We start from the raw sequence: 16492 nt of genomic DNA, 5'->3' as shown, positions 1-16492 counted from the left end.
ATGAAGACAAAACTACCGATTCTTGGCGTTTTAGGTGGTATGGGACCAGTGGTTACTGCCGAATTTCTGAAGTCGATTTATGAATATAATCCTTTTATTGATAAGGAACAAGAAGCCCCTAATGTTATCGTTTTTTCCCTTCCCTCTGCACCTGATCGCACAGGTTCTATTGATAGTGGAAAAGAAAGAGAATTTATTGATTTTATTCAAGTCAATCTGGAACATCTCAATAAACTGGCTGATTGCATAGTCATTGGCTGTTGTACGGCTCATTATGCTCTACCTCAGATTCCCGAAAATCTGAAGGATAAACTTATTTCCTTAATTAAAATAGCGGACCAAGAACTCCAAGAATATAATAAACCTACCCTTTTACTTGCTAGTACAGGGACTTACCAGAAAAAATTATTTCATGAAGGCTGCACCACCGCAGATCTGATTATTTCTCTCTCAGAAAGTGATCAAAAGTTGATTCATGAAATGATCTATAAAGTGCTAAAAAGAGGACAGGATCCGTTAAGTATTCTTAGGGATATAGAAGCATTATTAGAGAAATATAACACTCGCTCCTATATTTCTGGGTGTACCGAATTTCATCTCTTAACAAAATCTCTCAAACTCAAAGGAATTGACTCCATTAAAGCGATCGATCCTTTAAGTACTATCGCTCAAAACTTTTCTCAGTTAATCATCAAACAAGCTCAGGTAGATCTAGTGACCGACTGCCATCAGCCTTCAAACCCAAAAAGCCCTTGACCATCGCACCTCTATCAGGTACAATTCAAACTTGAGTTGATCACTTCTGACTTTTAACTTGTGCGTAGCGATATACTGGCTCATCAGGTTTTCAAGATTATTCCTATTTTTGATAAAGAGGTGTAAAAAAATGTCTAAGCATTCAATCAGTTTTGGAGGACAATTGGAAGATAATTGGCGGACTCTGTCAGCAGTATTAGAAACTGCCACTAAACATAATAATCATGGAATTACTTATATCAGAAATGACGCAACTGAATATTTTCAGAGTTATCAAGACTTATATCAAGATGCTTTGGTTATTTTAAATGGACTGGAACAAAAAGGAATAAAATTAGGGCATAAAGTCATTCTACAAATTGCCAAAAATCAAGACTTTATTCCCGCACTATGGGCTTGTTTTTTAGGGGGAATTATTCCAGTTCCTTTGACCGTTGCTCCTAGCTATGATCTGGAAAATTCTGCCGTCAAAAAACTAGAGAATGTTTGGAAAATTTTAGATAATCCCTTGATATTATCCGACAGTGAGCTAATTACTGAAATTGAAAAATTAGGAACTTACTCTCATTTAGAAGGGTGGCAAGTTATCTCAGTTAATGAACTCAGAAAAGCACCCTCTAAAATTGATCAATTGCCGATTCTTGACCCACAAGATACAGCCTTATTACTTTTTACTTCGGGTAGTACCGGTATGCCCAAGGGAGTAATATTAACTCATCATAATATTCTGTCCATGACTGCTGGTACAGTGGCGATGAACCACTTTACCCAACAAGAAGTTACCCTTAATTGGATGCCTTTGGATCATGTAGGAGCTATCGTATTTTTAGGAATTATGGCGGTAGATTTGGCTTGTGATCAAATTCATGTTCCCATGGAATTAGTCCTACGCCAACCCCTGCAATGGTTAGAACTCATTCAAAAGCATCAAGTAAGCATTTCTTGGTCTCCTAACTTTGCATTTTCCTTAATTAATCAACAGGCCGAAGAACTTAAGCACGTCTCTTATAACCTCTCCTCAATGAAATTTTTAGTGAATGCTGGCGAGCAAGTTTCAGTAAAAACGATTCGCCTATTCTTAGAAATTCTTGAAAAACATCAACTACAGGAGAGAGCGATTAAACCGGCCTTTGGCATGACTGAATCCTGTTCTGGGATTACTTGGTCAGCCGGTTTAAGTAAAAATGAACTCACCGAAGAAAATAGTTTTGTCTCTCTAGGAAAGCCGATTCCGGGAGCAACTATCCGGATAGTCGATCAGGAAAATAATCCCTTACCTGAAAGAGAAATTGGCAGGCTTCAAATTCAAGGTAATTCTGTTACTAAAGGATATTATAATAATACTGAACTCAACCAGGAAGTTTTTCAAGAAGGGTGGTTTACTACGGGAGATTTAGGGTATTTATTTAAGGGCGAACTCTTTATTACTGGGCGAGAAAAACAAGAAATTATAATTAATGGTGTTAATTACTTTTCCCATGAACTTGAAACAACAATCGAAGAATTAGAAGGAGTTAAAGTCTCTTATACAGCCGCCTTTGCCGTCTTTGATCAAAGTCGAGAAACTGACTTATTAATTATTACTTTTAGCCCAGAATCTGAGCAATTTGAACAGGGGATAAAAGTTGTTAGAAAAATTCGCAGTCATGTAACCCAAAAATTCGGGATTGCTCCAGCTTATGTCATTCCCATAGACAGAAATTTAGTTCCTAAAACCTCTATTGGCAAAGTTCAAAAATCTAAATTAAAAAAGGATTTTGAACAGGGATTATTTAGCAGCTGTATCCAAGAAATAGATCAATATTTAGCAAAAGAGCGTCAGAAAAATCAAACCTTACCTCAATCAGAAAATGAACGGCAAATAGCGGCGGTTTGGAGTGAAGTTTTACAGTTAACCTCAGTTGGTTTAGAGGATAACTTCTTTGAACTAGGGGGACATTCTATACACTTAATCCGAGTTCAAAATGAACTTGAAAAACTTTTTAACCGTCAGCTATCCCTTGCTGAAATGTTTAAAAATCCTACCGTTGCCACCCTAGCCCGTTTCTTAAGCGAAGAATCAAATACTAATCAAGTTATAGCACAAAAAAGCCGTCAACGTGCCGAAAATCGGAGCCGTCGCCATAATCAAACCCATGACATTGCAATTATTGGTATGGCGGGGCAATTCCCGGGGGCAAAAAATTTAACAACCTTCTGGGAAAATTTAAAAAATGGAATCGAAACTATCTCTTTCTTTTCGGAAGAAGAATTACAAGAATCGGGAGTGTCTTCGGAACTATTTAATCAGCCTAATTATGTTAGAGCTAGACCAATTCTCGAGCAAGTTGAATACTTTGACAGCGAATTTTTTGGCTATACAGATAGAGAGGCAGAATTACTAGATCCTCAGCAACGTTTACTGCTTGAATGTAGTTGGGAATGTTTAGAAAACGCCGGTTATAATCCTAATACTTATCAAGGATCAATTGGTATATTTGCTGGCGCAAGTATGAACACCTATTTGATAAATAATTGTTATCCTAATCGGGGTAAATTAGATAGTAATGACGAGTTACAACCCTTCACACTAGATTCAATGGGAGGGTTTCAAACAATGGTAGCTAATGACAAAGACTATTTAACAACGCGAATTTCTTATAAACTCAACTTACATGGTCCGAGCGTTAATGTTCAAACCGCTTGTTCTACTGGATTAGTTGTAGTTCATCTCGCTTGTCAGAGTCTCATCAGTGGAGAAAGTGATATGGCTTTAGCTGGAGCTGCTTCAATTAATTCTCCTCAAAAAATTGGTTATTTATATCAAGAAGGACTGATTATGTCTCCTGATGGCCATTGTCGCGCCTTTGATGCTGAAGCAAAAGGGACTATTTTTGGCAGTGGAGTAGGAGTAATTATGCTCAAAAGATTGTCAGATGCTTTAGCCGATCATGACCATATTTATGCAGTTATTAAAGGCTCTGCTATTAATAATGATGGTGGCCAAAAATTAGGATTTACTGCCCCCGGTGGAGAGGGTCAAATTGCTGCCGCTACGGAGGCCTTAGCCTTTGCTGGTGTTGATGCTAATACAATTAGTTTTGTGGAAGCTCATGGCACAGGAACCCCCCTTGGAGATCCCATAGAAGTTGATGCTTTAGCTAAAGTTTATCAGGGTGCAAATGAGGGAGAATGTGTTTTAGGTTCAGTAAAAACCAATATCGGACATATGCAGATTGCTTCTGGTATTGCCGGTTTAATGAAAGCGACTTTGTCCCTCAAATATAAGATTATTCCACCTACATTACATTTCCAAAATCCTAACCCTCAAATTAATTTTTCTCAGACTCCTTTTTATATTAATAATGAAGCTATTTCTTGGACTACTAAGCAAGACAAGTCCGAAAAATTACCCCGACGGGCAGGGGTAAACTCTTTAGGTATTGGCGGGGTTAATGCCCATGTTATTCTAGAAGAAGCTCCTCCCATTATTCCTCAAGACAATCAGAGTCAACGTCCCTATCATTTGCTCACCCTTTCCGCTCGAACCGAACCAGCTTTAACAGAGTTAGTAAGTCGCTACATAGACTTTTTAGAAAGTCAACCTGAAAAGGATATGTCTGATGTAGTATTTACGGCCAATACAGGCCGAGTTCATTTCTCAAATCGTTTAGCCTTAACTGGCTATAAAAATAGTGATTTTATTGAACAATTACGGCAGTTTAAGCAACTCGATTATCAGTCAACTATTCATGGTATAGCTGATGAAAAAAGACCGTCTAAGATTGCCTTTTTATTTACAGGGCAAGGTTCTCAATATGCAGGGATGGCTCATCAACTCTATCAGACTCAACCCACCTTTAGAAAAACTTTAGACGCAGGGGAAAAATACTATCAAAAACTAACGGGTAAATCCCTACTAAACGTCGTATTTGCCGATACAGATGACCCCTTAAACCAAACCGCTTATACCCAACCGGCACTATTTCTGATTGAAGTTGCTCTCGCTCAATTATGGCATTCTTGGGGAATTCAACCAGCCGCTATTTTAGGCCATAGTTTAGGAGAATATTCGGCTGCTTGTTTTGCTGGTGTTTTTGATCTTGAAAGTGGCTTAAAACTGGTCAGCCATCGAGGCAACTTGATGGGGCAATTACCCCAAAATCAAGGGGAAATGGCCGCTATTTTTCTCGATAAAAACTCAGTTATTGAGCATTGCCAAAGTCAGGGAATAAAAATCGCTATTGCTGCCATTAACGCAGAACAACATACCGTTATTTCTGGAGAAAAAAACGTAATTCAAAAACTCTGTAACCATTTTACTAATGCCGGGGTTAAAGTTCGTCAACTTAAAGTTTCTCATGCTTTTCACTCCCCTTTAGTAGAACCAATGGTTGCAGAATTTAAAACGATTCTTCAAGAGATTTCTTTCAGTCAACCTCAAATTTCTCTGGTCTCTAACCTAACGGGAGAAATTGCTGATGACAGCATTATGACTCCTGAGTATTGGCTTCAACATTTACTAAATACGGTACAATTTCACCAAGGAGCTTTATTCCTACAATCTCTTGGATGTGATACTTTTATTGAAATTGGACCTCAACCTATTCTCTCAGGAATTATTCAATCATCTCTATCTTCATCTGAACCTCTAACTCTACCCAGTTTACGCTCGGGATTTTCTGATTGGCAAGTTTTATTAGAAAGTCTGGGTAAACTCTATGTTCGCGGTGCAAAGATAGACTGGTTTAGTTTTGATCAAGACTATCATCCTAGACGATGTGCTTTACCTACTTATCCCTTTCAAAAACGTCAACACTGGATTCCTTTAAAAACCCCATCTGCAACTGTTCCACAGGAATCTAATCTAGTCAAAATGTTATCTGAAAAGGACAAAAATACTTTGCTGCAAACCCTCTTAGAAACAGGTCATTATTCTGAAGATGAAAAACCAACAATATCCGCCATTGTTCAACAGTTGATTAAACTGTATTATCAAGAAAAAGAGGACTTGGATTTTGCCAAATTACTTTATCAAGTAGCTTGGCTTCCCTGTGATTTAGCTAACGGTAAGCTAGAAAATCTGACCACCCTTAAAACGGATTTAGAGGTTTACTTAGAACCCCAATTACAATCCTCAGAATTGATGGGAGTTTCTCTCGCTTTTTCTGAAATGGAAAAACTGGCGGCTGACTTTGTTGTTAAAGCTCTGAAAGATTTAGAACTCTTTCAAATGAATACCTTTCTTGATCCCGATCAAAGTTTTATTCAAGCTGGACTCAAACAAGAATATAAATATTTCTGGAATTATGTTCTAGAAATATTAGCGAAAGTCGGCATTTTAGAAAAGCAAAATACCCGATGGAAAATTGTTAAAGAACCTGAACAATCTAATCCTGATTTAGCGGTAGAAGATTTAATCAATCATTATCCTAATGCTCAAATAGAACTCAATCTATTTCGACAAGTTGCCACAAATTTAGCGGCCATTATTACGGGAAAAATATCTCCTTTATCTATCCTATTTTCTCAAGATGGACAAGGAGGAGCCAGCGAATTTTATAAAAATACATCTTCGGCAAAAATTCTCAATCTGGGTATCTCTAAAACCGTTGAACTTCTACTCTCAAGTTATCCTCCCTCAGCCTCCCTCCGCATTCTCGAAATTGGTGCGGGAACTGGAGCTACAACCCAACAGGTTCTTAAAGCTTGTAACTCTCGTCAAATTACCTACACATTCACTGATGTTTCCCCCTTCTTTCTAGAGAAAGCTAGAGATAATTTGGCTGAATTTTCTGGACTAGAATACAAAGTTCTCGATATTGAAAAAGACCCGAAATTACAAGGGTTTTGCTGTCATTCTTATGACTTGATTATCGCAGCTAATGTCTTACACTCTACCGCCAATTTACAAGAGGAAACCTTGCCTCATATTCAAAGTTTACTACGTCCAGGCGGTCATTTATTACTGTTAGAATTAACTCAGCAATCTTCCTGGATTGATTTAATCTTTGGTGTCACTCAAGGTTGGTGGCGTTTTAGCGATTATCATTTGCGCCCAAATCATCCTATAATTACAGCATCGACTTGGGGATCTATGCTGCTTAAATCTGGTTTTTCTCAGGTGGAATTTGTTTCTCCTGATCAAAAAATAGGTACTGCTTTATTTCAGCAAAGTATTATTCTGGCTCAAAGTTCAGAAATCTCCCCTAACACCGCTAAAAACTGGCTAATTTTTACTGATGTTGAACCTCAACAAAATACTTTTGCCTTAGGGATTCAAGAGCAACTACTGAAAAAGTGTGATTCCTGTCGGATAATTTATCAAGGGGAGAAAAATACACAAATATCATCTTCTGAGTCTTGTTTGAATGCTAATCAACTACAACAATTAGAGGAATGGTTTGCGTCAAATCCATCTCCAGATCGGATTATTTATCTTTTGAATAGTGATGGCAAAGATCAACCAGAATCCATTTTATTGAATCGCTGTAACTATCTTTTAAATCTTCTCAAAGCTATTCAAAAAATCCCTAATCCCCCTCAATTATTCCTTGTTACTCAGGGGGCCCAACCCTTTGAATTAGAACAGCCTTCTTTCGGGTTTCAGTCTCCTCTTTGGGCAATGGGGCGTGTTATTGCCCTAGAAAATCCGCAATTATGGGGAGGTATGCTCGATCTTGATCCCGACGTTGACATTAATCAAAATATTACCGCATTACTATTAGGATTAACTCATGCTCACGATGAGGATCATTTGGTCTTCCGCAAAGGTCAAGGCTATGTTGCTCGTCTGCTTCCTCTGAAGTCTCTAGAGACAAAAACCGTTAAGATTCAACCTGAGGCTACCTACCTAATTACGGGAGGAATAGGACATCTAGGCTTAGAATTGGCGGAACATTTAGTCAATTTAGGAGCAAAACATCTCATTTTAACGACACGCCGCTCATTACCAGTCCGCTTCCTGTGGGATTCAGCAGCCGAATTAGCTCAAATATCACAAAAAATCAGAAAATTAGAGGAAAAAGGAGCATCAATCGCAGTCACTTCGGCAGATGTTGGCAATTTTGAGGCTATGCAGGCCATATTTACCCAGATTGAAGAAACCGCTTATCCCCTGCGTGGCATTTTCCATCTTGCCGGAATCTCAGGCCGACAAGCTCAATTAAAAGACTGTACTTTGCAGGATCTCGAAGCAGTTTTTCAGGCAAAAGTTAAGGGTTCTTGGAATTTACATCAACTATCTTTGGGTAGTCAATTAGACTATTTTGTGCTGTTTTCTTCGGCGGGTGCAATTTGGGGGGCAAAAGAACAAGGCTTATATGATACTGTTAGTCATTGGCTGGATGCTTTGGCTCATTTCCGTCATCTTCAAGGGCTGCCTGCAACGACTTTAAATTGGGCATTATTGGCGGGTCATGGTATAGTATCTCAAGACTATGAGGACTGGCTCAAACAGATTGGGATCAGGGAAATTGCTCCAGATATGGCCTTGAGAGTGATGGATGCTATTATGGCTTCTAATCAAACACAGGTTTTAATCGCCGATGTGGATTGGGTTCGTTTCAAAAATATCTATCAATTTAAAGGCGAGAAACCACTCCTAAAAAATTTAGGACTCTCAGAAATTCCCATTAATTCTGTTCAAGAATCAGACTCTGTACTGCATCTTTTAGAGGAGATGCCTTTCGGAGAACGTCGGGAATATTTGTTAGAATATGTTAGCAAACAAGTCAGAATGATTTTAGGGATTAAATCTATGCCAGATACAGAACAAGGATTGATAGAAATGGGGATTGATTCCCTATCCTCTATTGAATTGAAAAATCGTTTAGAGAAACGATTAGAAGTTCTCTTACCCACTTCTTTAGTCTTTGATTTCCCTAATATTAGACGCTTAGTTGATTATCTGCTTGACCGTATTTTCGGTGAAAAAGTTCAAAAAACAGACCAGAAGATGATTAACTTCACTGAAGTTCAGCAGGAGATTAGTGAGGATTTAATCTTACAAGAACTTACTGATTTGGAGGCTTTTTTAGGAGATTAAATAATCCTAAGCCTTGAAGTTAGAAAGCTTGAAATTTAAAAAAATTCAAGGCATTTCCTAAAAGTTACCCTATATTAAAACTATGCAAACTACATTTTTTCAACAAGAAACCGTAAAAAGCTCTCATCAATTTTTTGACAATCTGAAATTGATTGCTGGTCCTTACTGGTATCCAACTGATCCTAAAGAAGGAAGAAAATTTTCCGAGGTAATAAGTTCATGGGGAATGCTATTTCTCCTCCTTTTAGTAATTGTTGGACTGGTTGCCTCTAATGCAGTTAATAGCTTCGTTAATCGCTATTTAGTTGATGTTATTATTCAAGATAAAAATGCCTCTAAGTTTCTGACAATTTTATTATTTTATGGCTTAGGATTACTTTTAATTACCCTGTTTACTGCATTTTCTAAATTTGTTAAAAAAAGAATTATTCTGGATTGGTATGAATGGCTAAATCAGCAGGTTATTACCCAATATTTGAGCCATCGCGCCTATTATAAAATTAATTTTAGATCCGATGTGGATAATCCGGATCAAAGGATAGCTCAAGAAATAGAACCCATTGCTAGAAATGCTGTTAATTTTGGTGCTGTTTTATTAGAAAAAGTCTTAGAAATGACGACTTTTTTAGTAATTCTTTTTTCGATTTCTCGACTAGCCGCCTTGATTTTAGTGGCTTATACAATTGTCGGCAACCTAATTGCTGTTTATTTAAGTCGAGAATTAGATAAGATTAGTCAAGAAGAATTGGAATCCAAAGCTAATTACACCTACACTTTAACTCATGTTCGGAATCATGCTGAATCTATTGCCTTTTTTCAAGGCGAAAATCAAGAGTTGAAAATCATTCAACGTCGATTTAATAATCTCGTCAGAAATTCTCTCAGTAAGATTGATTGGGAGAGAAATCAAGACATTTTTAGTCGAGGTTATCGCTCAGTTATTCAAATATTTCCCTTTGTCGTCTTTGCTCCAGCCTATATTCGGGGGGAAATTGATTTCGGACAAGTTAATCAGGCTATTATTGCTTGCAGTATGTTTGCTAATGGTTTTTCTGAGTTAATCCTTGAATTTGGTTCTTTGGGCAGATTTTCCAGTTATGTTGAGCGTCTATCTGAATTTTCGTCGGCTTTAGAAGAAATGCGCCAACAACCCAAGGATGCTAGTACCATTAAAACCCTTGAACAAAATCAGATCAAGTTTGAGGATGTTACTTTACAAACACCGGATTATGAAAAGGTAATTGTTCAACATTTATCCCTATCTATCGAACCAGGCGAAGGTTTATTAATTGTCGGACCGAGTGGACGAGGTAAAAGTTCTCTATTAAGAGCTATTGCTGGCTTATGGAATGCAGGAACTGGTTGTTTAAAACGACCTCCCTTAGAACAATTTCTCTTTTTACCTCAACGTCCTTATATTATTTTAGGAACTCTCAGAGAACAGTTACTTTATCCTAAAACAACCCGTGAAATGACCGATGGAGAACTTGAATCGGTTTTACAACAAGTTAATCTTCAAAATATAGCCACAAAAGTTCATGGCTTTGATGCGGAAGTTCCTTGGGAAAATATATTATCTTTAGGAGAACAACAACGCCTTGCTTTTGCCCGATTGTTAGTAACCCATCCCCGCTATGTAATCTTAGATGAAGCCACAAGTGCTTTAGATTTGAACAACGAACAAACCTTATATCAGCAGTTACAACAAGCACAGACAACTTTTATTAGCGTAGGACATAGAGAAAGTTTATTTAAGTATCATCAATGGGTGTTGGAACTTTTAGAGGATTCTAGTTGGCGACTTGTTTCCATAGATGATTATCGATCCTCAAAATCTTTGTAACTGTTTCATTGCCAAAACTCAATTTAGGAAAAATTACGATGACTACTACTTCACCAAAAACTCTGACTATGGATCTTCAAAAACACCGGGTTCTTTTAATCGGAAAAATGTATGATGAAGCGGGGGAAAAACTCCTTGAAGAATCTACTAATATAGAGATTTTGTCCAACCCTACACTGGATAAAATTAATCAGGCCATTCAAGAAGTATCTGGCGTATTTGTGCGTTATCCTAATAAGTTAGAGGCTTCATCAATCCGATTGGCAAAACACTTAAAAGTAATTAGTACCTCTGGATTTGGCACAGATTCTATTGATATTATGGCAGCAACAGAACAGGGGGTTATCGTTGTTAATAATCCCGGAATGTCAACTACAGCTGTAGCAGAACACACCTTATCTATGATTTTAGCCCTTGCCAAAAAGCTGCCTTTTTTAGATCATTGTGTGAAAAAGGGTAACTATTTAATTCGCAATCATATCCAACCGATTCAACTCGAAAACAAGACCGTTGGTATTGTGGGTTTAGGAAGAATTGGTACTCTGGTGGCTCACAAATGTAACCTAGCATTAGGGATGAGAGTATTAGCTTATGATCCCTATGTTCCAGCCAGCAAAGCGGAGACAGTAGGAGCAACTTGGGTCAAAGATTTAGATGTTCTTCTGGCTGAATCGGACTTTGTTTCTTTGCATCCTGAACTAACAAGTGAAACACGGGAAATGTTTAATATATCAGTTTTTCAAAAGATGAAACCAACAGCTTTTTTAATTAATACCTCCCGGGGAAAAGTCGTTTGTGAAAAGGATTTAGGGATCGCCCTTAATCAAAAATTGATATCCGGATGCGCCCTAGATGTCTTTGAACCAGAACCGCCGGCTTTAGATAATCCCTTATATAATTTTGAGAATGTCATTCTCTCACCTCATTTAGCAGGAGTAACCCCTGAAGCGAGTCTAGCAGCTGCTGTTTCGGCGGCGAATCAAATATTACAAGTGCTTCAGGGAGAGAAGCCTCCTTATGTGATTAATCCGGAGGCGTGGAATCTTTTTTAAAGCATCTAGAGAATCTCAGGGATTCGGTTAGTTAAAAATGACAATATTTCTGAAAAATCCTTAGGAGGATAATAATTTGGAAAACATCGGCAAAATTCCCCTCAAAGATGAATGGCGTAATCGCTGGGCAATCATCAAACAATTTATCCTTAATCCGGTTCGAGAAATGGCGTTTTTGCAAGATCAGTTTCAAGTTTCTGAACTATATACTAATATAGCGAAACGCGATCCTCATCTTCATGATCCTAATTTTCCCCAATGGCTTAATTTTGGTTATTGGAAAGAAGAAACAACTTATAACGGAGCTTGTGCCGCTTTAGCGCGTAAATTAGCCGAAGTAGCCGAACTTAAAGCCGGAGATCACCTTTTAGATGTGGGTTTCGGTTTTGCTGAACAGGATTTACTCTGGGTAAGAGAAAACAATGTTAGCTCAATTATTGGTCTAAATACAACTGAGTTACAAGTAGAAATTGCTCAAGAAAGAGTAGCTAAAGCAGGGTTATCGGACAGGATAAAACTTCAAGTCGGCTCGGCTACTCAAATCCCTTTTCCTGAGAATTCTTTTGATAAGTTGACCGCTTTAGAATGTGCTTTTCATTTTGACACTCGTGAGGATTTTTTCGCAGAAGCTTTTCGAGTTTTGCAGCCCGGTGGAAGGTTGGCTATAGCGGATTGTTTGCCTAGAGTGGGTCGAGAAATTAACTTCTGGCTGCGGGTTAATAGTAAGAAAATGTGTATTCCCTTTCCTAATCAATACGACCGACATACTTATGTAGAAAAACTCAAAAAGCATGGATTTGTTAATATCCAAGCTTTATCTATTAGTGAATATGTTTGGCCGGCAATGGTTCATTATTTTGCCCAGATTAGCCAAGGAATTAGTAAGCATGATTTAGTTATCGATCTCCAGAAAGATAACCCAGGACTTGAAGCTTGGTCAAGAAATCGGGGTTGGTTTATGGCGTTTGATGATTATCTTTTGTTTTCAGCAGAAAAGCCTAAATTAAACTGAGTTCGGTTTAAGCAGATTGATGTAAAACCCAGTCCATAGATAGGGAGGACTTCTTGTTAGCGATTGCCTATTAATCAAGGAGTTGAGAATCTAGAATTGGCCAAGGTTTTCTGACAGTCCCTTCTATAGCGTTATCCCGAACGCAGGTTAAGCTAGAAATCGCTAGTCACCCCCCAGATTTAGGGCTGATTCATTCTCTCTTATGTCATTCTCTTAACTCCTTATCTGGCAACGTTTTTAGTCGATTTCTTGGAAATACATAGCTGAAAATTTGTCAAAACGTCGTGCTTTGTAGGTTGATTCATGAATCAACCTACTATGAGAGCAAAAACCGGTACTCCCCTGCTCCCTAACTTATCTCGTAAGCGATTAAAGGTAGCAAAAAAAAGAATTAGATTCGGAGAATGAATTAGCCCTAGTATTAAGGGGGGATCGACACCCCCCTTATCAAGGGGGGATTAAGGGGGGATCGACACCCCCCTTATCAAGGGGGGATTAAGGGGGGATCGAACCCAAAATCTATCTTCAATTTAATTATAACCAGCTACTTACAATCCAGTGCTTGGGATAGGTTAAAAACAAATCCCACGGTTCCGATTAAGTCAGAATTACTGACGAATTTGTACCGGCATCACCAAATAGGTCATCTTTAAACCTCCCAAGGGGGTAAAAATAACCGGTTGGGTACTAGCATTTAACTGCATTTGGATATCATTATTAGGTAAAGCCTTCAAACCGTCCATCAAATATTTAACATTAAAGGCAATATCGCCACTTTCTCCCTGAATTTCTGCCGCCATGGACTCTTTGGCGCTACCTAAATCAGGAGATTCCACCGCTAGGGATAAACGGTCATTTTCGCTATCGAGACTAAACTTGACTAAATTATTCTTTTGGTCCGATAAAACCGCCACTAATTCCAAACAACGGATTAATTGTTTGCGGTCTAAAACCAAAGAACGCTCGAAGGATTTAGGAATTAACTGATTATAAGTGGGATAGGCCCCTTCTAACTTACGACTGGTTAACCTCTGTTCCCCCATTTCAAAGATGACTTGAGAATCATCCACGTGCAGAGTAATAGTCTCGATATTTTGTTTTGTTGCCATCATTCTTTCCAATTCGCGCAGGGCCCGGGCCGGAATGGTGACATTAAAGCCACCAGAGGCACTTTCCACCTCCTCTAGGGGAGTTTGTACCACCGCTAAACGATGACCGTCTGTAGCGGCAAATTCTAGACAATCGACGGTTTTAGTTAAATGTACCCCCGTCAACACCTGTTTAGTTTCATCACCACTAGCGGCAAACAACGCACCTTTTAGTCCCTCTGTCAAGGCAACTATAGGTAAATTAACAATTTCCCCATCGGCCACCGTGGGCAATTCTGGGAACTCATCGGCTTTCATGCCGCGAATTTGGAACTGTGCCGAGGCAGTTTTCAGGAAAGCGAGACTATGCTCCTCATCATTCTCGTTTTCTTCCACAGAGATAGTGATTTCCCCCTCTCCCAAACGAGAGACAATATCGTTAAGCAATTTTGCCGGCAGGGTAATTTTGCCCCCTTCCACCACCTCGGCCCGAAAACTGGTGCGAATCCCTAAACTCAAATCAAAAGCAGTCAGGCTAATTTCGCCCTTTTCCTCATCGGCACAAAAGAGAACATTGCCCAACACCGGATGGGTAGGACGACTGGCAACGGCCCGACTAACTAGGGATAAATTGCTGTTGAGTTCGCTTTGACTACTGGTAAATTTCATGGCAGGAATAGTTTTTTTGTACGCTAAGAAATAATAGCAAGAATTCCCCTGTGGAAAATCTGTGGAAAACCGGAGCTTTTTTCGATCGCTCTTTCTGGGCTAAAATCTATCAATAGCAATAACTTCGCCCATTGCTAGGTTTTTACTGCAATTCTGAAAAGATTGTGGAAAAATTGTCAAAAGTGAAATTTTTGCCCTTTCTCAGCCAATTACATCAGCTGTTAACCATCAAGCTATAAGTCAAGAAGAGCGAGACTTGAGCCGACCAGCGCTCTTCCTAGGGAAAAATTGCATCAAATGTAGGCCGGTGATCTTTAAAATGGAACAAGCAGCAGGAAGTTAACAAAACAAAACTCCGGGGCTTCCCCGGAACCGATAGACTCAAATAGACAAGGAGACAGGATTGGTTAGCACATCTTCGTATCAAACAACAAAATCGAAAGAAATCTTTACAGCCGCTCAAAAATTAATGCCGGGGGGTGTAAGTTCCCCCGTGCGGGCCTTTAAATCCGTCGGTGGTCAACCCATCGTTTTTGAAAGCGTCAAAGGGGCCTATATTCGCGACGTGGACGGTAACGAATACATCGACTATGTGGGAACTTGGGGGCCGGCTATCTGTGGTCATGCCCATCCCGAAGTGATTGCCGCCCTGCACCAGGCCCTAGACAAAGGGACCAGTTTCGGCGCTCCCTGTGTCCAGGAAAATATTCTCGCTGAAATGGTGATTGATGCCGTTCCCAGCATTGAAATGGTGCGTTTTGTCAATTCCGGCACCGAAGCCTGTATGTCCGTCCTGCGCTTAATGCGGGCTTTTACCGGCCGGGATAAAATCATCAAATTCGAGGGCTGTTACCACGGTCACGCCGATATGTTCCTGGTTAAAGCTGGCTCTGGTGTAGCCACCCTGGGCCTACCCGACTCGCCGGGGGTTCCCAAAACCACCACTAACAACACTTTAACTGCCCCCTACAATGACCTAGAAGCGGTAAAAGCCCTCTTTGTCGAAAATCCCGACTCTATCGCTGGGGTGATTTTAGAGCCAGTGGTGGGTAATGCCGGCTTTATCGTGCCGGATGCTGGCTTTTTAGAAGGATTGCGGGAATTAACCAAGGAATACGGAGCCTTATTAATGTTTGATGAGGTAATGACCGGATTCCGCATCGCCTACGGTGGCGCTCAGGAAAAATTCGGTATTACCCCCGATTTAACCACCCTCGGCAAAGTTATCGGCGGTGGGCTGCCGGTGGGGGCCTACGGCGGTCGCGCCGATATTATGGCGATGGTGGCTCCGGCCGGCCCGATGTACCAAGCGGGAACCTTATCCGGCAACCCTTTGGCCATGACAGCAGGAATTAAAACCCTCGAGTTACTCCAGCGCCCCGGCACCTACGAATATCTCGATAAAGTGACCAAATCCTTAACTGAAGGGCTGCTGAAAGTGGCCAGAGATGCTGGTCATAGCGTTTCTGGAGGTTATATTAGCGCCATGTTCGGAATGTTTTTCACCGGCTCCCCCGTGCATAACTATGAAGATGCCAAAAAGGCCGATGTGGCTAAATTCGGTCGTTTTCACCGGGGAATGTTGGAAAGAGGCGTTTATCTAGCTCCTTCCCAGTTTGAAGCTGGTTTTACTTCTTTAGCTCACACAGAGGCCGATATCGAACGGACTTTGGCCGCCGCTAAAGAGGTTTTAGCAAGTTTATAGTTAATGCCGCTTCGACTGGGAAAATTGATTGATAGAGTCCCAAGATTGATGAGTTGACATCTCCCCGCTTGCAAAAGACGGGGATTCTCAGGGGAAATTTGCCTAGAAAACCCGAACAATCGAGGGATTATTATCCCCAGCACTGTAAAACCTATCAGTCCAACCACAGGCCGACCCTTTTTAGTCAACCAGATCTAGGAGATCATCGGAAATTTTGGGTCTGAAACCCCGCCGTTCTAGGTTGGCTTTACGTTAGAATTAAAAGGCCAGTCTCGAAAACCAAGTGGACGGCGCAGCACCTTGAAAACTCGGCTTAGGGGGTTCCGACCAGAAAAGCTTGG

Annotated in this window: 7 protein-coding genes; 6 read left to right on the top strand and 1 reads right to left on the bottom strand. The window is 40.0% G+C overall.

Features of this window, described 5'->3' with window-relative positions; all coding sequences use genetic code 11:
* The 5 genes from O9324_RS10765 to O9324_RS10745 all read left to right on the top strand — a co-directional run bounded on the left by O9324_RS10765 (position 1) and on the right by O9324_RS10745 (position 12689).
* Complete coding sequence (locus tag O9324_RS10765; protein ID WP_002768078.1) at positions 1-756, top strand: aspartate/glutamate racemase family protein; 756 nt, start codon at positions 1-3, stop codon at positions 754-756.
* Positions 757-886: 130 nt separating this feature from the next.
* Complete coding sequence (locus O9324_RS10760) at positions 887-8782, top strand: type I polyketide synthase (protein ID WP_288140175.1); 7896 nt, start codon at positions 887-889, stop codon at positions 8780-8782.
* An 82-nt stretch (positions 8783-8864) separates the two neighbouring features.
* Positions 8865-10625 (top strand): ABC transporter ATP-binding protein/permease, encoded by a 1761-nt coding sequence (locus O9324_RS10755; RefSeq protein ID WP_002768082.1) that lies wholly within the window; start codon positions 8865-8867, stop codon positions 10623-10625.
* Positions 10626-10663: 38 nt separating this feature from the next.
* The gene (locus O9324_RS10750) at positions 10664-11677 is read left to right on the top strand and encodes a hydroxyacid dehydrogenase (RefSeq protein ID WP_288140174.1); all 1014 of its coding nucleotides are present in this window, start codon (positions 10664-10666) and stop codon (positions 11675-11677) included.
* Positions 11678-11753: 76 nt separating this feature from the next.
* Positions 11754-12689: a class I SAM-dependent methyltransferase gene (locus O9324_RS10745; RefSeq protein WP_288140173.1), complete on the top strand. Its 936-nt coding sequence runs from the start codon at positions 11754-11756 to the stop codon at positions 12687-12689.
* A gap of 608 nt (positions 12690-13297) precedes the next feature.
* Here the strand turns inward: O9324_RS10745 and dnaN are convergent.
* Complete coding sequence (gene dnaN, locus O9324_RS10740; RefSeq protein WP_002739977.1) at positions 13298-14446, bottom strand: DNA polymerase III subunit beta; 1149 nt, start codon at positions 14444-14446, stop codon at positions 13298-13300.
* Between the two features lie 403 nt (positions 14447-14849).
* Here dnaN and hemL point away from each other — a divergent pair, with 403 nt between their 5' ends.
* Positions 14850-16151: a glutamate-1-semialdehyde 2,1-aminomutase gene (gene hemL, locus O9324_RS10735; RefSeq protein WP_043996299.1), complete on the top strand. Its 1302-nt coding sequence runs from the start codon at positions 14850-14852 to the stop codon at positions 16149-16151.
* Positions 16152-16492 lie beyond the last annotated feature (341 nt).

It is taken from the genome of Microcystis sp. LE19-84.1B, assembly GCF_027531875.1.
GTDB lineage: Bacteria > Cyanobacteriota > Cyanobacteriia > Cyanobacteriales > Microcystaceae > Microcystis > Microcystis panniformis.
Note: the sequence above shows the minus strand (reverse complement) of the source record. Positions and strands in the feature narration are given on the sequence as shown.

What these genes read in the sequence shown, in the direction of transcription:
- O9324_RS10765 (WP_002768078.1), top strand. Translation starts at nt 1, where the DNA reads ATGAAGACAAAACTACCGATTCTTGGCGTTTTAGGTGGTATGGGACCA.
- O9324_RS10760 (WP_288140175.1), top strand. Translation starts at nt 887, where the DNA reads ATGTCTAAGCATTCAATCAGTTTTGGAGGACAATTGGAAGATAATTGG.
- O9324_RS10755 (WP_002768082.1), top strand. Translation starts at nt 8,865, where the DNA reads ATGCAAACTACATTTTTTCAACAAGAAACCGTAAAAAGCTCTCATCAA.
- O9324_RS10750 (WP_288140174.1), top strand. Translation starts at nt 10,664, where the DNA reads ATGACTACTACTTCACCAAAAACTCTGACTATGGATCTTCAAAAACAC.
- dnaN (WP_002739977.1), bottom strand. Translation starts at nt 14,446, where the DNA reads ATGAAATTTACCAGTAGTCAAAGCGAACTCAACAGCAATTTATCCCTA.